The sequence below is a fragment of the Streptomyces sp. NBC_01439 genome (assembly GCF_036227605.1).
GTDB lineage: Bacteria > Actinomycetota > Actinomycetes > Streptomycetales > Streptomycetaceae > Streptomyces.
This window is the reverse complement of record NZ_CP109487.1, coordinates 2,190,301-2,208,962: the sequence shown is the minus strand read 5'-3', so window position 1 is coordinate 2,208,962 and position 18,662 is coordinate 2,190,301. Positions and strand designations below refer to the sequence as shown.

At 73.0% G+C, this 18,662-nt stretch carries 15 protein-coding genes; 9 read left to right on the top strand and 6 right to left on the bottom strand.

Annotation, left to right across the window (positions count from 1 at the left end):
- Nucleotides 1-583 precede the first annotated feature (583 nt).
- Together OG207_RS09705 and OG207_RS09700 are read right to left on the bottom strand one after the other, a co-directional pair.
- Nucleotides 584-739, bottom strand: coding sequence for a DUF7196 family protein (locus OG207_RS09705; protein WP_329097703.1), 156 nt, complete (start codon nucleotides 737-739; stop codon nucleotides 584-586).
- A 187-nt stretch (nucleotides 740-926) separates the two neighbouring features.
- Nucleotides 927-1,214 carry a hypothetical protein gene (locus OG207_RS09700; protein ID WP_329097701.1) on the bottom strand — a complete coding sequence of 96 codons (288 nt, stop codon included), beginning with the start codon at nucleotides 1,212-1,214 and terminating at the stop codon, nucleotides 927-929.
- Between the two features lie 331 nt (nucleotides 1,215-1,545).
- On the opposite strand from OG207_RS09700, the gene OG207_RS09695 reads away from it, so the two are divergent.
- From OG207_RS09695 to OG207_RS09685, 3 genes are all read left to right on the top strand, one after another.
- On the top strand, nucleotides 1,546-2,370 hold the full coding sequence (locus OG207_RS09695) for an inositol monophosphatase family protein (protein WP_329097700.1): 825 nt from the start codon (nucleotides 1,546-1,548) through the stop codon (nucleotides 2,368-2,370).
- Between the two features lie 101 nt (nucleotides 2,371-2,471).
- A complete protein-coding gene (locus OG207_RS09690) occupies nucleotides 2,472-3,890 on the top strand; it encodes a phytoene desaturase family protein (RefSeq protein ID WP_329097699.1) in 1,419 nt (472 codons plus the stop codon).
- Nucleotides 3,890-4,408, top strand: coding sequence for an O-acetyl-ADP-ribose deacetylase (locus OG207_RS09685; RefSeq protein ID WP_329097697.1), 519 nt, complete (start codon nucleotides 3,890-3,892; stop codon nucleotides 4,406-4,408). Before OG207_RS09690 ends, OG207_RS09685 begins: the two co-directional genes overlap by 1 nt.
- A 31-nt stretch (nucleotides 4,409-4,439) precedes the next feature.
- Here OG207_RS09685 and OG207_RS09680 read toward each other — a convergent pair whose 3' ends face one another.
- Entirely contained in the window at nucleotides 4,440-4,925 is a 486-nt protein-coding gene (locus OG207_RS09680) for an Lrp/AsnC family transcriptional regulator (protein WP_329097695.1), read from the bottom strand.
- Between the two features lie 134 nt (nucleotides 4,926-5,059).
- Here OG207_RS09680 and OG207_RS09675 point away from each other — a divergent pair, with 134 nt between their 5' ends.
- The 4 genes from OG207_RS09675 to OG207_RS09660 all read left to right on the top strand — a co-directional run bounded on the left by OG207_RS09675 (nucleotide 5,060) and on the right by OG207_RS09660 (nucleotide 10,905).
- Complete coding sequence (locus tag OG207_RS09675; RefSeq protein ID WP_329097693.1) at nucleotides 5,060-6,037, top strand: DMT family transporter; 978 nt, start codon at nucleotides 5,060-5,062, stop codon at nucleotides 6,035-6,037.
- Nucleotides 6,030-7,286 (top strand): amino acid aminotransferase, encoded by a 1,257-nt coding sequence (locus OG207_RS09670; RefSeq protein ID WP_329097691.1) that lies wholly within the window; start codon nucleotides 6,030-6,032, stop codon nucleotides 7,284-7,286. Before OG207_RS09675 ends, OG207_RS09670 begins: the two co-directional genes overlap by 8 nt.
- 311 nt (nucleotides 7,287-7,597) lie before the next feature.
- Entirely contained in the window at nucleotides 7,598-8,701 is a 1,104-nt protein-coding gene (locus tag OG207_RS09665; protein ID WP_329097689.1) for a molybdopterin-dependent oxidoreductase, read from the top strand.
- Nucleotides 8,702-8,838: 137 nt separating this feature from the next.
- Nucleotides 8,839-10,905 (top strand): SpoIIE family protein phosphatase, encoded by a 2,067-nt coding sequence (locus OG207_RS09660; RefSeq protein ID WP_329097688.1) that lies wholly within the window; start codon nucleotides 8,839-8,841, stop codon nucleotides 10,903-10,905.
- Nucleotides 10,906-10,974: 69 nt separating this feature from the next.
- Here OG207_RS09660 and OG207_RS09655 read toward each other — a convergent pair whose 3' ends face one another.
- Both OG207_RS09655 and OG207_RS09650 read right to left on the bottom strand, forming a co-directional pair.
- Entirely contained in the window at nucleotides 10,975-13,785 is a 2,811-nt protein-coding gene (locus tag OG207_RS09655; RefSeq protein ID WP_329097687.1) for a SpoIIE family protein phosphatase, read from the bottom strand.
- Nucleotides 13,782-14,777, bottom strand: coding sequence for a GlxA family transcriptional regulator (locus tag OG207_RS09650; protein WP_329097685.1), 996 nt, complete (start codon nucleotides 14,775-14,777; stop codon nucleotides 13,782-13,784). Before OG207_RS09650 ends, OG207_RS09655 begins: the two co-directional genes overlap by 4 nt.
- Before the next feature lie 106 nt (nucleotides 14,778-14,883).
- Here OG207_RS09650 and OG207_RS09645 point away from each other — a divergent pair, with 106 nt between their 5' ends.
- Nucleotides 14,884-15,462, top strand: a complete 579-nt coding sequence (locus OG207_RS09645) for a cysteine hydrolase family protein (RefSeq protein ID WP_329097683.1) — start codon at nucleotides 14,884-14,886, stop codon at nucleotides 15,460-15,462.
- A 138-nt stretch (nucleotides 15,463-15,600) separates the two neighbouring features.
- On the opposite strand, the gene OG207_RS09640 is transcribed toward OG207_RS09645, so the two are convergent.
- Nucleotides 15,601-16,749: a glycerate kinase gene (locus tag OG207_RS09640; RefSeq protein WP_329097681.1), complete on the bottom strand. Its 1,149-nt coding sequence runs from the start codon at nucleotides 16,747-16,749 to the stop codon at nucleotides 15,601-15,603.
- Between the two features lie 143 nt (nucleotides 16,750-16,892).
- On the opposite strand from OG207_RS09640, the gene OG207_RS09635 reads away from it, so the two are divergent.
- The gene (locus tag OG207_RS09635) at nucleotides 16,893-18,626 is read left to right on the top strand and encodes a BCCT family transporter (protein ID WP_329097679.1); all 1,734 of its coding nucleotides are present in this window, start codon (nucleotides 16,893-16,895) and stop codon (nucleotides 18,624-18,626) included.
- Nucleotides 18,627-18,662 lie beyond the last annotated feature (36 nt).

Below are 18,662 nucleotides of genomic sequence, written 5' to 3'. Positions count from 1 at the left end.
CCGCGGAAGCAGATGATTCTCTTCGCCCGTACGGCGCTCGGCGGGGCACGGAACGCACGAGAAAACACTGGTTGGACGTTCCGTTAAGAGCCCTTGTCCATGCGGAGTCGGGGCGCATCACCTGCTGATATCAGCAGTAGGCCTTCCGGCTGAGGGCTTGGGCTAGATGGGCGAACAGAACACCACTCGTTCGGCTCAGCGCACTCAGGCGCGCGAGAGGCGATAAACACTGATCGTGCGGCGCCTTGATGCATTTCCGCAAGAGGAAAGGTTTCCCTTTCCGTCGCTTTTCCAGGTGTGCAACTGGGCGGTGCCGGGGGCGTACTCGCGCACCAGGACGGTCTGGCCGACTCGCGGGCGGAAGAGAAAGGATTCCGCGCTGAGCGAATCATGCTATTCCTCCGTGGTATTCGCAATACCAGGGGTGCCGCGGCACGCCGCAGCCCCTCGGTGCACCGGCTGTCCGGTACCCCGAGGGGCTGCTGGTGGTGCGGCGCGGCGTACGGCCCGATGTGGGGTCCTTGGCGTTCCAGAGGACGTGCGCCCGAGGGAGCCAACCGCTTCGTCGGTGCAGACGGCGGGCCTACCGGCGGACCGCCGTGATGGAACCCTGCCCGCCCGCCCTCCTGTTGGCGGCGTCGGCCTCCTGTCGCGTGGGGTACTGGCGCGTGACCCCGTTGGGGAGGGTCAGTCGGTAGACGAACGTGGACCGGCCGGCGCGTCCGCAGTTGCATGCCATGGTCTTCCTCCTTCTGTTCGGCCGCTCCGGCGGCCGGTCAAGGGAGGGCCGGGGGAGTTCCGGCGTAGGGCCGAGCCCCGGCTCGTTCCCTTCATCCTTTATCCCCGGGCGCCGCACGCCGACACTCGCCGCCGTATAGTCGTATTTTTAAGTGGCGGCGATGATGCGGATCATTCCAACGTGCCGTTCAGTCGAGCCAGTTGGCGGCAAGGCCGGTGAGGTAGGAAAGGGTGAGTGCCGTGGTGCCCGCCTGGAACCACGTTTCCTCACCGGCCCAGTGGGCGAGCAAGGTGATGGCGCCCGCGACCCAGATGCTGACGCACCATCCGCAGGTGACCAGATATGCCGGGTGGGAGTCTTCGCCGAAACGGTCGGCGATCCGGGAGCGGAACCCTGCGGCGAGGGCGTCCTTGGTGATGAATCGCGTGACGCGACAGACTGTGCCGAGCGACAGGAGGAAGATCAGCGCACTCATGGAATTCATCGTAGGGTTTCCGCACTCCTCCCCTCTCGCGTTTTCCCGAATCCGACGGGAGGGCCGGATCGGCGGGGAATGGCGGGAAGCACCTGAGCCGCGCGCAAGATTGCGAGTCGAATGAGGCGGTTGTTTCACCGTGTGGCTTGTGGTGTGTGTTCCCTCACAGGGGAGTGAAAGCCGATGCTCGAACGCCTGAGCTCGTGAAGGTGGCGCGAGCGGACGCGGGGCGACGGGGCTCGGACCGCTTCACCCGGTGGACATCCGGTGTCCAGACGCCGGTACGAGAATGGCTGTGGGGTTTGTCGGTCGGGCGTGCTTTGCTGGAGGCATGATCGATGAGTTCCTGGCCCATGGCCTGTCCGATGTGGAAGAGGCCGTCCGCAAGGCGGCGGCGATCGAGATCATGCCGAGATTCAGGCAGCTCGCCGAGCACGAGGTCGACGAGAAGAACGGCCCCCACGACCTGGTGACTGTGGCCGACCGCAAGGCCGAGGAGTACCTCACCGCCGCCCTGACGCGGCTGCTGCCCGGCTCCGCCGTGGTCGGTGAGGAGGCCGTGCACGTCGACCCCGGGGTGTACGCGGCCTTGCGCGCGGACGCCCCGGTGTGGATCGTCGACCCCGTCGACGGCACCCGGCAGTTCGTGAACGGCGACCCCGCCTTCTGCACCCTGGTCGGGCTGGCCCAGCGCGGGGAGATCCTCGCCTCCTGGACCTTCGCCCCGGCACTGGACGAGCTGGCGACCGCCGTGCGCGGGCAGGGCGCGTACGTCAACGGCGAGCGGATCCACAGCGGTTCGCCGGAACCGGGCGCCCCACTGCGGGTCGCCATCGCCCACCCCCTCTACACGAGCGACGAGAACAAGCGGACGCTGGCCCGGCTGGACGTGCCCGGGGTCGCGGCCCGCCCGTGCGGCTCGGCGGGCCTGGAATACCTGAAGGTGGCCCGCGGCGAGATGGACGGCCTGGCCTTCACCTGGCCCTCGGCCTGGGACCACGCGGCCGGGCTGCTGCTGGTCGCCGAGGCCGGCGGGGCGCAGAGCACGGTCGACGGGGTCCCCTTCCGGGTGGACCGGGACAATGCGCTGCCGTTCGCGGTCGGGCGGGACGAAGCCACCGCCGTACGCATCCGGGAGCTGCTCCGGGGCGCCTGACCGGGTCCGGTGCGGTCCCGGCGGGCCCGGTCGGGTCCGGGCGGTCCGGGCAGCGGAATATCCTGGAGGCGCAGGCGCCGCCGGAGACGAAGGAGTCGCAAGTGCCGTCGATTCTCGATGTGGTCGTGGTGGGGGCGGGGCCGAACGGGCTGACCGCCGCCGTCGAACTGGCCCGGCGCGGCTTCTCGGTGGCCGTCTTCGAAGCCGCCGGCACGGTCGGCGGCGGCGCCCGGACCGAGGAGCTCACCCTCCCCGGCTTCCGGCACGACCCCTGCGCGGCGGTGCACCCGCTCGGGGCCGGCTCGCCGGTCTTCGCCACCATGCCGCTGAAGCGGTACGGGCTGGAGTGGCTGCACGCCCCGCTGCCCATGGCGCACCCCTTCGACGACGGCACGGCCGCGGTCCTGTCCCATTCGGTCGCGGAGACGGCGGCGTCCTTCGGGCCGCGCGACGCGGGCGCCTACCGGCGTCTGGTCGGGCCCTTCCTCGGCAAATGGGACACCCTGGCCCGGGACTTCATGTCCCTGCCGAGCACCGCGCTGCCCCGGGACCCGCTCACGCTCGCCCGCTTCGGGCTCGCCGGACTGCCGCCCTCCACTTGGCTGCTGAGCCGCTTCCGCGACGAGCGGGCCCCCGCACTGTTCGCGGGCCTGGTGGCCCACGTCATCGCACCGCTCGGCGGGATCGCCACCAGTGCGGTGGGCCTGGTCTTCGCACTGGCCGCGCACGCGAACGGCTGGCCGATGCCGCGCGGCGGCTCGCAGTCCGTGTCCGACGCACTCGCCGGGTATCTGCGCGACCTCGGCGGGACCGTCCACACCGGCTTCGAGGTCAAGCGGCTCGATGACCTCCCGCCCGCCCGCACCTACGTCTTCGACACCTCGCCGACCGCGCTGGCCCGCATCGCCCGCCTGGGGCGCGCGTACGACGGCTACCGGTACGGCGCCTCCGTGTTCAAGATCGACTACGCGCTGGACGGCCCGGTCCCGTGGACGGCCGAGGCGCCGCGCCGCGCCGGCACCGTCCAGGTCGGCCCGCGCGCCCGCGACATCGACGCCGCCCTCCAGCTCGCCTCCGGCGGGCGGGCCCCGCGCTCCCCCTTCCTCATCACTGCGCAGCCCAGCCTGGTCGACCCCGGCCGGGCGCCCGAGGGCAAGCACGTGTTCTGGGCGTACGGACACGTCCCCGCGGGCTGGGACGGAGACCTCACCGAGGCCGTCGAATCCCAACTGGAGCGCTTCGCCCCGGGCTTCCGCGACCTGGTGCTCGCCCGCGCCACGGCCGGCCCGCCCCAACTCGCCGCCCGCAACCCCAACTACGTCGGCGGGGACATCGCCTGCGGGGCCGCCTCGGGCCTCCAGCTCCTCCTGCGTCCCAAGATCTCCCTCACCCCGTACACGACGGCGCACCCGGCCGTCTTCCTCTGTTCCTCGGCCACCCCGCCGGGCCCGGGCGTCCACGGCATGTCCGGCCACAACGCGGCCAAGGCGGTCTGGCGGCACCTACGAAAGGGATCCTGATGGTCCGCATCACCTTGGTCCGCGGCGACATCACCGCGGAGAAGGCCGACGCGATCGTCAACGCGGCGAACTCCTCGCTGCTCGGCGGCGGCGGGGTCGACGGCGCCATCCACCGGCGCGGTGGACCGGAGATCCTCGCGGCCTGCGAGGACCTGCGGCGTTCGCACTACGGCAAGGGGCTGGCGACCGGCCGGGCCGTCGCCACCACGGCCGGGCGGCTCGCCGCCGAGCACGTCATCCACACGGTGGGCCCGGTCTGGTCGCGGGAGGAGGACCGGTCGGCGCTGCTGGCCTCCTGCTACCGCGAGTCGCTGCGCATCGCCGACGAGCTGGGGGCCCGTACGGTCGCGTTCCCGGCCATCTCCACCGGCATCTACGGCTGGCCGATGGACGACGGGGCGCGGATCGCGGTGGAGACGGTGCGCCGCGCCCGTACCGAGGTGCAGGAAGCGCGGTTCGTGCTCTTCGACGCAGCCGCCTACGAGGCCTTCGAGGCGGCGGTGGCGGCCGCCTCCTGAGCCGCCCGCCGGGCCGCCCGCCGGGCCGTCGTCAGCGCGGTGAGCGCCCGGAGGCGCCCGGGGCGGGCCGCGGATAGGTACGGGACTGCTTGACGCTGCCGAACGCGAAGCTCGATTCGATCGAGGCGATCCCGGGGATGGCGTGGATCCGGTGGCGCACCAGGGATTCGTAGGCCTCCAGGTCCTCGATGACGATCCGGAGCAGGTAGTCGCTACTGCCCGCCATCAGGTAGCAGTCCTGGATGTGCTCGATGACCGCGACGTGCTCCTCGAACAGCCGCACCGCCTCCGCCGTATGGCGTTCCAGGCGGATCCGGACGAAGACGGTGACCGGGAGCCCGAAGGCGACCTGGTCGACCATGGCCGTGTAGCCGCGGATCAGGCCCGCCTCCTCCAGCCGCCTCACCCGGCGCAGGCAGGGCGAGGGGGACAGCCGGACGCGGTCGGCGAGGTCCTGGTTGGACAGGCGCCCGTCGGCCTGCAACTCCCTGATGATCTGTAGATCCACTGCGTCCACAGCACTCCTTGGCAGATTCTGCCCCAAACGTATGTCCGAGAGACAGAACTGGCAATCGGCTGCCCCGCCCCAAGCCCTAGCGTTGCCCCAGCACGGACCGGATCGGTCCGGGTCTCAGAGGCTGGAGCAATTCCTTGGTCGCGACGAACACCACCCGGGCGACCCTGCCTCCCGATGCGGCGGGCCCGCGGGCCGGACACCCCGGCCGGCGCGGGCTCTCCCCACAGACCGAGGGCGTGCTGGCCCTGCTGGTCACCGTGTCGATCTGGGCGGCCTTCGCGCTCAGCGCCCGGGCCCTCGGCGGTTCCTCCCTGCTGCCCGCCGACGCGGCGCTGCTCCGCTTCGGCGTCCCCCTCGTCGTCCTGTTCCCCGCCCTGTGGCGGCGCCGGCGCGCCATCGCCGCGGTGCGCCCGGGCCCCGCCGTGAAGATCGTCTGTGGTGCCGGGGTGCCGTTCTTCCTGGCCGCGATGCACGGCGGCGCACTGACGTCCGCCGCCTTCGTCGGATCCATCGTCCCCGGCATGGTCCCGTTGTTCGTCTCCGTGATCATGATCCGCCGTGGCCACGGCGCGCCCCGGGGCACGCAGGCCGCCGGGCTCGCCCTGATCGCGGCCGGTGTGGTCGCCCTCGTCTGGCGCTACGTCGTGCCCGTCGACACCGACGTACTGGCCGGCGCCGGCACGCTCCTGGTGGCCAGCGGCCTCTGGGCCCTCTACACCGTGGGGCTGCGCGAGGTCGACCTCGACCCGATCGGGTCGATCGGACTGCTGTGCCTGCCCTCCTTCGCGGTGATCGGGGTCCTGGCGCTGACCGGGGTGCTCCCCACCGGCATCGCGCACGCGGCGGGCAGCGACATCGCGCTGTTCCTCGTCGTGCAGGGGCTGGGGGTCGGCCTGTGCGCGGGCCTGCTCTACGCCTTCGCCATCCGCCGCCTCGGCGCCGAGCGCAGCGCCGTCTTCGGCAGCCTCAGCCCCGTCGCCGTCGTCCTGCTCGCCGTCCCGCTCCTCGGCGAGACGCCGACCCCCGCCGTCCTCGTCGGCGTCCCCCTCATCACCACCGGCGTCGTCCTCGCCAACCGCCGCCCTCGACCCAAGGTTCCCGCAGATGCTTGAGCTCCTCCCCACGCCGCCCACCGACCCGCTGTGGGACCTGACCTACGAGTTCGGCAGCGACGAGCGGCCCGAACGCCTCAACCTCGTCCTCGGGGTCTACCGGGACCAGACGGGCACCACCCCCGTCATGGCCGCCGTCCGCGAGGCCGAGATCCGCCTGGCGGAGCGCTCCGACTCCAAGGAGTACCGCGGGCTCTCCGGCAACGCCGCCTTCAACCGCTCCCTGCTGGAGCTGGTCCTGGGCCCGGCCGGGCCGACCGACCGGGCCGCGGCCGTCCAGACCGTCGCGGGCTCGGGCGCGCTGCGGCTGCTGGCCGACCTGATCTGCCGGACCCGGCCCGGCACCACGGTGTGGATCAGCGATCCGGCCTACGTCAACCACCGGCCCATCCTGGAGGCCGCCGGGCTGCGCGTGCGCCCGTTCGGCTGGCGCGACGCCGAGGGCCGCTTCGACACGGCCGGTGTGCTGCGGGAACTGCAGGACGCACAGCGGGACGACGTGGTCCTGCTCCAGGGCTGCGCCCACAACCCCACGGGCGTCGACCCGCTGCTGGACGACTGGGAGGCGCTCGCCGACTCGGCCGCCCGCCGCGGCTGGGTGCCCTTCGTCGACCTCGCCTACCACGGGCTCGGCGACGGCCTGGAGGCCGACCTGCTGCCCACGCGGATGCTGGCGGCGCGGGTGCCGGAAATGCTGATCGCGGTCAGCTGCTCGAAGAACTTCGGCCTCTACAGCGACCGCGTCGGCTGCGCCATCGTGCTCGGCGCCTCGGGCCAGGCGGTCCGGCACGCCGAGACCGCCCTGCAGAACGCCGCCCGGACGCTCTACTCGATGCCGCCCGAGCACGGCGCTGCCGTCGTGACCACGATCCTCGAGGACGAGGGGCTGCGGGCCGCCTGGCGGGCGGAGCTGGAGGTCATGCGCGGCCGGATCATGGACAACCGGGCGGATCTGATCGCCCACCTGAGCGCGCTCGGCTGCGCGGACCAGGCGCGCTCGCTCGCCCGTCAGAAGGGCATGTTCTCGATGCTGCCGCTGTCCGCGCAGCAGATGCTGCGCCTGCGCAGGCAGTACGCCGTCTACGGCACGACCTCGGGGCGGATCAACATCGCGGGTATCCCGGCGCACCGGATCCCCTGCCTCGCCCGGGGCATCGCGGGCGTCCTCGGCGCCACCGACGCGCCCCGCACGCTCCCGACGCTCCCTCGCCAGCAGCAGTCCGGACCGGCCGCCGTCGTTCAGGCGTAGGGGGCCGGGGAGCCGTGGGGCAGCCCGGCCGCACGAGGACATGACAGTCCCCGGCAGTCCGTCGTTTCCATGAGCCATCCGCCGTCGCCGATGGCTCCCCTGGTCGACGAGTGCTGCCGGGGGCCTGGCCAGAGCCTGGACAAGGGTCACGCGGGCCTGAGGACGTCTCCAGAGGGAGGTGCGGCTCTTTCCGGTTATCCGGTGTATTGATGAGTTTCCTCCCAATTCGCACCCAGTCAAGGCTTTGCCAGGACGTAGTCTGTAAAGAAATCCGCGTCGCGCTCGGTACGAGCCCGACGGAAGGTGCTGCCATGACCACATGGCCGGTTTCAGGAGCGGCCCGAGGGCCCGGCGCCACGGTCTGGGCGCCCGAAACGGTTACCGCAGACCCGTACAACGCGCAGACCCCCTCGGCCGCGCTGGCCGAGCCGGTCACCCCCGTCGGAGCCTTCTTCGTACGCGACCACTTCGGCATCCCGCGGATCCCACCGGGCCGCTGGCGACTGCGGGTCGCCGGCGCCGCGGCCGCCCCCTTCGTCCTCGGCTACGAAGAGCTGCTCGCGATGGACCACCGGGAACTCGACGTGGTCGTGGAGTGCGCGGGCAACGGACGCAGCCTGATGACACCCAGCCCGCCCGGCCTGCAGTGGGGCCAACGGGCGGTGGGCTGCGCGCACTTCGCCGGAGTGCCCTTCCGGCTCCTCGCCGAACGGGCCCTGATCGGACCCTCGGCCGCGGAGGTCGTCTTCACCGGAGCCGACTCCGGCCCGGTGCGCGGCCGCCGGGCGGCCTTCGAGCGCAGTCTCCCGCTCGCCGTGGCCCTCCACCCGGATACCCTCCTCGTCACCTGCATGAACGGGGAGCCGCTCGCCCCCGAGCACGGGGCGCCGGTCCGCCTGCTGGTCCCCGGCCGCTACGCGGTCGCCGATGTGAAGTGGCTGGTCGGGGCCCGGGCCGTGACCCGCCCGTTCACCGGGGTCTTCCAGAGCGAGGAGTACCTCTACGAGGCCTCCCGCGGCACCCCCGAGGGCCCGGTGGCCGGCGTGCGGGTCAAGTCGCTCATCACCGAACCCGAACCGGACACGGCCGTGTGCCGGGATCACGAGACCCTCGTCCGCGGCCGCGCCTGGTCGGGCGGCGGGGTGCCGCTGCGGAGCGTCGAGGTCCGCGCCGAATACGAGGACGACGACCGCCACCGCGAGCGCGGCTGGCACGCGGCCCTCCTCGAAGCGCCCGCCGGCCCCTACGGCTGGAGCAGCTGGTCGTACCGGTGGACGCCGCAGCGGCCCGGACCGTACCGATTGGTCTCCCGCGCCACCGACGCCCGCGGCGACACACAGCCGCCGCGGCCCCCGTGGAACGCCCGCGGCTACGGCTGCAACCCCGTGGCCTGCGTCGAGGTGGTGGTCGTATGAGGAAGGAGGGCGCTGCGCGCAAGGGCGGTCCGGGGAGCCCGCGACCCGGTCGGGACCGGCCGACACAGAGCCCCGCGCCCACGCCTCGGATAGGGTGAATCGGTAGGAATCAGGCCCCCCGGGGTGAGGTCGGTGCGTTGGACACTTACCAGGCGACGAGCGAGGTGCCGAACCCGCCGCCCGCGGCTGTCGGGTACGCGGGCGTACTCAGCGAGCTGCTACCGATCGCGCTGTGGCGGGAGGACGCCGACGGGCGCATCGTGGAGTGGTCGCTGGCCGCCCAGGACCTCCTCGGACACCGCCCCGAGGACATCATCGGCCTCCCCGGCAGCGCCGTGCTCGTCCCCGAGGCCAACCACGAGCTCGCCGACCAGCTGACCCGCCGCGTCCAGTCCGGCGAGACCGTCGTCGGCACCCTGCCCGTGCGCCACCGCGACGGCCACCGCGTACCGATGGAGATGTGGATCGTCCCCGCCGCCGACCCGCAGGGCAGGACCGGGGCCATGCTCATTGCCGTGGAGACCTCCGAGGTGCTCCACATGCGGGACTCCCTCGCCGCCCTCCAGAGCCTGTTCACCCAGTCGCCCATCGGCCTCGCCACCCTCGGCACCGACCTGCGGTTCCTCCGCGTCAACGACGCCCTGGCCCGGATGAACGGCGTCTCCGCCGCCGAGCACCTCGGCAAGCGGCTCACCGAGGTCGTGCCCGGGGTCAACGCCGACGCGCTGGAAGCCACCATGCGACAGGTCCTGGACCGGGGCACCGCCGTGGTCGACGTCCGCCGCACCGGGCGGACCCCCGCCGACCCGGAGAACGACCGAACCTGGTCCTGCTCGTACGCCCCGCTGCTGGACGGCTCCGGCCGCGCCCTCGGCGTGATCGCCTCGCTCATCGACATCACCGAGGGCCAGCAGGCCCAGGCCGACGCCGAACGGGCCCGGCACCGGTTCGCCCTGCTCGCCGAAGCGGGCACCCGCATCGGCACCACCTTGGACCTCCACCAGACCGCCCGGGAGATCGTGGACGTGCTGGTGCCGCAGCTCGCGGACTCGGCCGACGTACAGCTGCTCGAAGCGGTCCTGCTCCCCGACGAGGGCCCCGTCCCCGCGGCCTCCACGCGCGGCGTCCTGCGCCGCCTGGCCGCCCACTTCCCCGACCCGACCGCCCCCACCGCGAAACTCGCCCCCGGCCAGACCTTCCAGATCCCCATGGGCACCACCTACGAGCAGGTCATCGCCGAGGGGCGGCCCATGAACCTCTACCTCGCCGACATCCCGGCGCTGATCACCTCCCCGCGCGCCGAGGCACTGCGCACCTACCTCGCCACCCTGGGCTCGGCCCGACTGGTCCCGCTCGTCGCCCGCGGCACCGTGCTCGGCGCCGTCGCCGTGACCCGCACGCGCGAGCGGGAACCCTTCGACGAGCAGGACTGCGTCCTCGTCGACGAGCTGGTCGCCCGCGCGGCCCTCAACATCGACAACGCCCGGATGTACACCCTCCAGCGCCAGGCGGCCCTGACCCTCCAGCGCAGCCTCACCAACAGCGCGCTGCCCGAGGTCCCGGGCCTCGAACTCACCGGGCGCTACCTGCCCGCCAGCGATCACGACGTCGGCGGGGACTGGTACGACGTCATCCCGCTGCCCGGCGACCGGACCGGGCTGGTCATCGGGGACGTCATGGGCCACGGCGTCCACGCCGCCGCCGTCATGGGGCAGCTGCGCACGGCGGTACGGACCCTCGCGCGCCACGACGTGCCCCCGGCGCGGCTGCTCCGCTCGCTCGACGCCGTCGTGGCCGACCTGGGCGAGGACGAGATGGCCACCTGCGTGTACGCCGTCCACGACGCGGCCTCCGGCACCTGCGTGATCGCCCGGGCCGGCCACCCGCCGCCCGCCGTGGTCACCCCGGGCGGAGCCATCACCTTCCTCGACGGCCCGCCCGGGACCCCGCTGGGCACGGGCGGGCAGGACTTCCGCACCGAGGAGGTACGGCTGCCGCCGGGGAGCCTGCTCGTGCTCTACACCGACGGCCTCATCGAGGCCCGGGACCGGGACCTCGACCAGGGCATGGCCCAGCTGGCGGGGGCCCTGCACCGGGTGGAGCAGCCCCTGGACGAGCTGTGCGACGGGATCCTGCGGCGGCTGCTGCCCAGCGCCCAGCAGGACGACGTCGCCGTGCTGCTGGCCCGCACCCGGGCGGTGTGACCCCCGGCCCCGGCCCCGGGTCCCGGCCCCTGGCCCCGGTCGAGCCGCGTCCGCACCCCGGACCGCAGGTCACCAGGCCAGGTCCTCCAGCGCGTCCAGGTCCAGCGGGTCCGGCACCAGGGGCTCCGGGCCCCCGGTCAGCGGCAGCTCGGCCCAGATGACCTTGCCGCGCTCGGTGTAACGGGTGCCCCACCGGGCGGCGTACTGGGCGACGAGGAACAGTCCGCGCCCACCCTCGTCCGTGGTCGTGGCGTACCGCAGGTGCGGTGAGGTGCTGCTGCCGTCGGAGACCTCGCAGACGAGGGCGCGGTCGCGCAGCAGCCGCACCCGTACGGGCGCGCTGCCGTGCCGGATGGCGTTGGTGATCAGCTCGCTGAGGATCAGCTCGGCGGGGAAGGAGAGCTCGTCCAGCCCCCAGGCGGCGAGCTGCGCCGCACCCGCGTTGCGCACGCGCGAGACGGCCGAGGCCTCGCCCGGCACCTCCCACTCGGCGATCCGGTCGGCCTCCAACCGCCGGGTGTCGGCGACCAGCAGGACGATGTCGTCGCTCGGTACCGGGAACAGCATCGTGGCGAGCACGTCCGAGCAGGCCTGGTCGGGGCTGCGGTCGGGCCGTGCCAGCGCCTCGCGCAGCAGCCGCAGTCCGGTGTCGAAGTCCCGGTCGCGGTCCTCCACCAGACCGTCGGTGAACAGCACCAGCCGGCTCCCCTCGGGGAGCGTGAACTCGGAGGCCTCGAACGGCATGCCGCCGACGCCCAGGGGCAGCCCGGCCGGCAGCTCGGGGAACTCGACCGCCCCACCGGGGCGGATCAGCGCCGGCCCGGGATGGCCGGCGCTGGCCATCAGACACCGCCCGGAGACCGGATCGTAGACCGTGTAGAGACAGGTGGCACCGGTGACCCCGGCCGGCTCGGCGGCCCGGTCCGGGGAGTCCTCGGGGCTCTCCTCCGCGCCCCCGCCCGCGAGCCCCCGCCCGGTTTCGTTCTGGTCGATCCGGTTGATCAGCTCGTCCAGGTGTCCGAGCAGCTCGTCGGGGGGCAGGTCCAGGGTGGAGAAGTTGTGCACCGCGGTCCGCAGCCGGCCCATGGTGGCCGCGGCGTGCACCCCGTGGCCGACGACATCGCCGACGACCAGCGCCACCCGGCCGCCCGGCAGCGGGATCACGTCGAACCAGTCCCCGCCGACCCCCGCCTTCGCGGGCAGGTAGCGGGAGGCGACGTGCACGGCGTTCTGGGCGGGCAGCACCCGGGGCAGGAGGCTGCGCTGGAGCGTCACGGCCATCGCGTGCTCGCGGGTGAAGCGGCGGGCGTTGTCGATGGAGACGGCGGCGCGCGCACCCAGCTCCGCCGCGAAGGACCGGTCCTCCTCGTCGAAGGCGTCCGGGGTGTCGGCGGCCCGCCAGAAGTTGGCCATGCCCAGGACCACGCCCCGGGCCTGGAGCGGTACGCAGATCAGCGAGTGCAGCCCGTAGTCGAGCGCCACCCGGGTGCCCTGGGAGTCCTGGGCCCGCCAGCCCATGGCCGCGTTCAGATCGGCCGCGAGCACCGCGTGCCCGGCGTCCAGGGCCGCCGCCATCGGGGCCGTCGGAAAGACGAACCGGATGATGTCGCCGACCGGCTGGAGGGGCGAGTCGGCCCGCACGCCGGTGATGGCGGCCCGGCGCATCTCCGTGTAGATGCCGGTGACCAAGGAGGGTTCGTCACCGTGCAGCACCGGCTCCAGCAGTTCCACCGTGACGAAGTCCGCGAACCGGGGGACGGCGACCTCCGACAGCTCCTCGGCGGTCCGCACCACGTCCAGGGTGGTGCCGATCCGCACGCCGGCGTCGTAGAGCAGCTGGAGCCGACCACGGGCGACCGCGGCCCGGCCGGAGAGCGCGGCGAGCTCGGTGGAGTCGCGCAGGGTCACGACGCTGCCGGTGGACATGCCCTTGTACTGCGCGGTGGGCCGTACGTTGACGGCGAGCAGCCGGTCGCCCGCCAGGTGCACGTGGTCCGTCACCACCTGGCCGGAGGCGAGCAGTTCGGCGGTGCGCGGGTCGAGGCCGAGCTCGGTGACGTGCCGGTTCTCGGGGGCGGGCGGCAGGTCGAGCAGCCGGCGGGCCTCGTCGTTGGCCAGGACGAGCCGCTGGTCGGCGTCGATGATGACCACGCCCTCGCGGACGGCGTGCAGGACGGCTTCGTGGTGCTCGTTGATCCGGCTCATCTCGGCGGCGCCCAGGCCGCGGGTCTGGCGCCGCAGCCGGCGGCTGACCAGGGCGGCGCCACCGGTGCCGAGCAGCAGGGCTCCCGCGGCCGCCCCGAGCAGGAGCGGGAGCTGGCCCTCGACGACCTGGGAGACGTTCTCGACGTCTATGCCGGTGCCGACCAGGCCGATGACGACGCCGTCGGCATTGCGGATCGGGACGACGGCCCGGACGGCATCGCTCGGCTCGCCCCGGAAGGTCTCCGTGAAGGCACGTCCGGCGAGGGCGCGGCTGAGGTCACCGGTGGCCCGCTTGCCGATCAGCTCGGGGCGCGAGTCGGTGTAGCGGATCCCGGCGGTGTTCATGACGGCGATGAAGTCGACGCCCGAGCCCCGGCGGGCGGCCTCGGCCAGCGGTTGGAGCAGGGCAGTCGGATCCGTCGAGAGCAGTGCCGCCGCGATACCGGGGGAGTGCGCGAAGGACTCGGCCGCCGTGAGCGCGCGGTGGCGGGCGTCGCGTTCGCTGTCGTACCGGGCCTGGAACACCAGGGCCGCGGCCGCAGCGGCGATCAGCAGGAGGACGATCATCGCCTGGAGGGCGAAGACCTGACCGGCGACGCTGTGTGCCCACCGGGACAGCCGCGCGAACAGGCGCGAGCCCCACCCGGTCGGCTGGCGACCAAAACGTCCGGTCATGAGCCCTTTCTAACACTGTCCGGAGGGTTTGGTGCGGCTGCTGGTGCACAGGAGGCCGCCCGGTACGCGCGCGGGCCGAGGCCGACGCACGCGGTGAAGTGCTGGCGGAAGGTGACCTCACTGGCGAAACCGGCCCGCCGGGCCACTTCCGGCACCGGATGGTCGGTGCGTTCCAGCAGCTTGCGGGCCGCGTCCAGCCGGTGGCCCAGCAGCCACCGGTGCGGGGTGGTGCCGGTGGCGGCGGTGAAGTGCCGGGCGAAGGACCGCGGGGACATCCCGGCCCAGCCGGCCATGGTCGCCACGGACAGGGGCTCGTGCAGCGAACGCAGGGCGCGCGCCCGTACGGCGGCCAGCGCCTCGGCCGTCCGGTCCGCGGCCGGGACGGGCCGGTCCAGGTACTGGGCGTGGTCCCCGGTGCGGAAGGGGCCGGTCACCATGGAGCGGGCGATGGCGGCGGCGGCCTCGGCGCCGTGCGCCTCCCGGACGAGGTGCAGGCACAGGTCGATCCCGGAGGCCACCCCGGCGGAGGTCCACAGCCCGCCGTCCTCGACGTAGAGCGGGGCGTCCTCGACCACGATCCCCGGATAGCGGGCGGCGAGCTGCGGGGCCAGCCACCAGTGGGTGACCGCCCGGCGGCCCTCCAGTAGACCGGCCTCCGCCAGGATGAACGCCCCGGCACACAAGGCGGCGACCGGCACGCCCCGGCCGTGCGCTTCGCGCAGGGCGGCGAGGACCGGCGCGGGCGTCGGATCGGCCGGCTCGGCCAGCGCCGGTACGACGACCAGGTCCGCGGTCGCCAGCCAGTCCAGTCCCCGGTCGGGGGCCAGGGTCAGGCCGCCGGGCAGCGGGATCGGACCGGGCTCCAGGGCGCACCGGCGCAGCTCGAAGCCCGGCACCCCGGCGCGGCTGCGGTTGGGGCCCCAGACCTCGGTGATGACGGCGAGGTCGAAGCTGCGGATACCGGGCTGGACGACGATCGCGACACGGCGCATCCGGCCAGTCTGCCAGGCGGCCAGAACTGCCAGGCTGGCAGGATCCCATCGGTACGGGGCCTCGAGGGCGCTGTCGGGCCGGCGGCCCGGCGGACAGCATGGAGCCATGACGACGACCGCGATCGAGATCGCCCCCAACAGTGCCCTGCTGGTCATCGACGTGCAGAAGGGCTTCGACGAGGAGTCCTTCTGGGGGCCCCGCAACAATCCTGCGGCCGAGGACAACATCGCGGCCCTGATGGACGCCTGGCAGGCGGCCGGCCGCCCGGTGGTCCTGGTCCGGCACGCCTCCGTGCAGCCGGGTTCGGTCCTCGCCGCCGACCACCCCGGCCACGCCTTCAAGGACCTGGTGGAGAAGCGGAGCCAGGGGGCCCTGGTGGTCACCAAGACGGTGAACTCGGCCTTCTACGGCACCCCGGACCTGGCCGACTGGCTGAAGGCCCGGGGCATCGGCCAGCTGGTGCTGGTCGGCATCCAGACCAACATGTGCGTCGAGACCACGGCCCGGATGGCGGGGAACCTGGGCTATGACGTGCTCGTCCCGCTCGACGCCACGCACACCTTCGACCTCGCCGGGCCGGCGGGCCTCGCCCTGACGGCGGACGAACTCGCCACCGCCACCGCGGTGAACCTCGAGGGCGGCGGTTTCGCCCGCGTGGTCACCACGGCCGACCTTCTGCGGTAGCCCCGCCCGAATTCAGCCTCGCCGGCAGCACCGACGGCCTCCGGGCTCCGCCCGGACCCGCGCCTCAAACTCCCCCAGCTACCGCTGGGAGGTACCCCCTGGCGAGGCTGAGATGCGGGGTCCGGGCAGACGGCCGGATCAGAGCACGTCGGCGGCGATGTTGGCCGCGACCTGCTCCAGCAGGGGACCCGCGTTCGGGATGGACTTGGCCGGGTCGGGCTCCAGGTCCGTGAGCGGGTACGCCTTGCGGATGCCGGCCCCTTCCAGCGCCTCCTGGGTCAGCAGTAGCCGGCCGCAGACGGCCACCACGGGCTTGCCCGCCGCGCGCGCCGCGGCCGCGACGCCCGCCGGGGCCTTGCCGTGCAGGGTCTGCTCGTCCAGGGAGCCCTCACCGGTGATGACCAGCGTGGCCCGCTCCAGCGCGGGGGCGAAGCCCAGCACGTCCAGCATCAGTTCGATGCCCGGACGGAACGCCGCGCCGAGCAGCAGGGCCCCGTAGCCGATGCCGCCCGCACCACCGGCACCCGGGAGTACCGCGCACTCGGCGGCCTTCGCGCCGATCGACTTCTCCAGCACCACCGCGAAGTGCGCCAGCGCCGCGTCGAGCGTCGCCACGTCCTCGGGCGACGCACCCTTCTGCGGGCCGTACACCGCGGCGCAGCCCTTCGGGCCGGTCAGCGGGTTGTCCACGTCGCTCGCGAGGACGAACTCCACCTCCGCGAAGCGCGGGTCGACGCCGGACAGGTCGGCGGAGGCCAGCTTGGCCAGCGCACCGCCACCCGGACCGACCGGTTCGCCGTTCGCATCCAGGAACACGGCGCCCAGCGCGGCCAGCATGCCGGCGCCGCCGTCGGTGGTGGCACTGCCGCCCACGCCGAAGACGATCGAGCGCGCGCCCGCGTCCAGCGCGGCCTTGAGCAGCTCGCCCGAGCCGTACGTGGTCGCCGTCAGCGCGGCGAAAGTGCCCGCCGGCAGCAGCTGCAGCCCGGAGGCCTCCGCCATCTCGACCACCGCGGTGCCCCCGCGCAGCGCGAAGGCGGCCGTGACCTGGTCGCCGAGGGGTCCGGTGACCCGTACCTCCCTGCGCTCGAAGCCCGCTGCCACGGCTGCCGCGACCGTTCCGTCGCCGCCGTCCGCGACGGGGAGGGTCTCGATCTCCAGGTCCGGTACGGCCCTGCGAAGACCGGCCGTCACCCGCTCCGCGACCTGAACGGCCGTGAGCGAGCCCTTGAATTTGTCCGCGGCGATGAGTACGCGCGCGGCCTCAGTTACTGCTCCGTCCGTCACCTTTGCTATCCCTTGCTATCGAACAGTGCAGTCGCGCCGCCATGAGCTTATCCGGAGGATCCTCCTATGCCCATGAGTGGCCTGGGCCACACCCGGCGCACCATGCGCCTAAATAGGGATATACGCCTGCATAGTGTGGCCGCATGAGCGCGGAATCACTGGAACAGCCACGTCCGGACACCCCGGGAGGCGGGTCCGGCGGCCCCTCGGACGGCGCGCCCGACCATGCCGTCGTCACCGTGGGTGTGATCGCCGTGCTGGCCGTCGTCGCCTGGGCGGCCCTGGCCGGGGACTCCTTCGACACGGCGTCGAGCACCGCGCTCTCCTGGGTGCTGGGCAACTTCGCCTGGCTGTTCGTGATCGCCGCCGACGTCTTCCTCGTCATGTGCGTCGTCCTCGCGATCAGCCGGTTCGGCCGGATCCGCCTCGGCGCCGACGACTCCGAGCCCGAGTTCACCAACCTCGCGTGGATCGCGATGATGTTCAGTGCCGGGATGGGCATCGGCCTGATGTTCTACGGGGTGGGGGAGCCGCTCACCCACTACCTGGCCCCACCCCCGGCCTCCGGGGCGGCCCCCCGCACCGGCGCCGCCGCCCTCGCGGCCATGGAGTACTCCTTCTTCCACTGGACCCTCACCCCCTGGGCGATCTACGGCATCGCCGGCCTCGCCCTGGCCTACGCGACCTTCCGCAAGGGCCGCGGCAACCGCTTCAGCTCCGCCTTCGTCCCCCTGATCGGCGAGCAGCGGGCCAACGGCCGGCCCGGCAAGGCCGTCGACCTTCTGGCCGTCTTCGCCACCGTCTTCGGCACCGCCACCAGCCTCGGCCTCGGCGCGCTCCAGGTCTCCAAGGGGCTCAGCCTCACCACCGGCATCGAGGACTCCGTCACCGTCGAACTGGTCATCATCGGCTCGCTCTCGGCGGCCTTCGTCCTCTCCGCCTTCTCCGGCCTGCACAAGGGGGTGAAGTGGCTCAGCACCATCAACATCGTGCTCGCCGCCACCCTGATGCTCTTCGTCTTCGTGCTCGGCCCCACCGTCTACATCCTCGACGTGATCCCCGCCGGTGTCGGCGGGTACCTGAGCGAGCTGGTGCCCATGGCCAGCCGCACCGGCGCCTTCACCGACTCCAAGTGGCTCGGCGCGTGGACGATCTTCTACTGGGCCTGGTGGCTCTCCTGGGCCCCCTTCGTCGGCACCTTCATCGCCCGCATCTCGCGCGGCCGCACCATCCGCGAGTTCCTCATCGGCGTGCTGCTCGTCCCCAGCGGGGCCACCGTCATCTGGTTCTGCGTCATGGGCGGCACCGCCATCCGCCTCGACTCCACCGGCGCCGTCGACTTCGCCGCCGAGATCAAGGACGGTACGGAGGCCTCGCTCTTCGCGATGCTGGACGCCCTGCCGCTCTCCGCGGTCACCTCGTGGGTCGCCATGGTCCTGGTCATGACCTACTTCGTCACCAGCGCCGACTCGGCCTCGCTGGTGATGGGTTCGCTCACCAGCCGCGGCTCCCTCAACCCGTGCACCTGGCTCGTCGTCACCTGGGGCGTGCTGATGGCCGCCGTCGCCGCGGTGCTCCTCGTCGCGGGCGGCCTGAAGTCCCTGCAGACCGCCACCATCCTGGTCGCGCTGCCCTTCGTCATCGTCATGATGCTGCTCTGCTGGGCCCTGGTGAAGGAACTCCGCACCGACCCCGGCGCCGGACCCGCCCGCCACCACCCCCTGCACGGGATGCGGGACGCGGTCCGGGCCATGGTCGGCGACGCCATCACCGAACAGGGGGCGGCCCGCCACCCCCGGCTGCGGCGCGTGGCCGGGTCCCGGTCCGGGGTACGGGAACACGAGGACGGCGAAGACCCGGGGTCCCCGCAGGCGTGACGCCTGTGCGGACCCCGGGCCTCCGGCGGTGTCTGC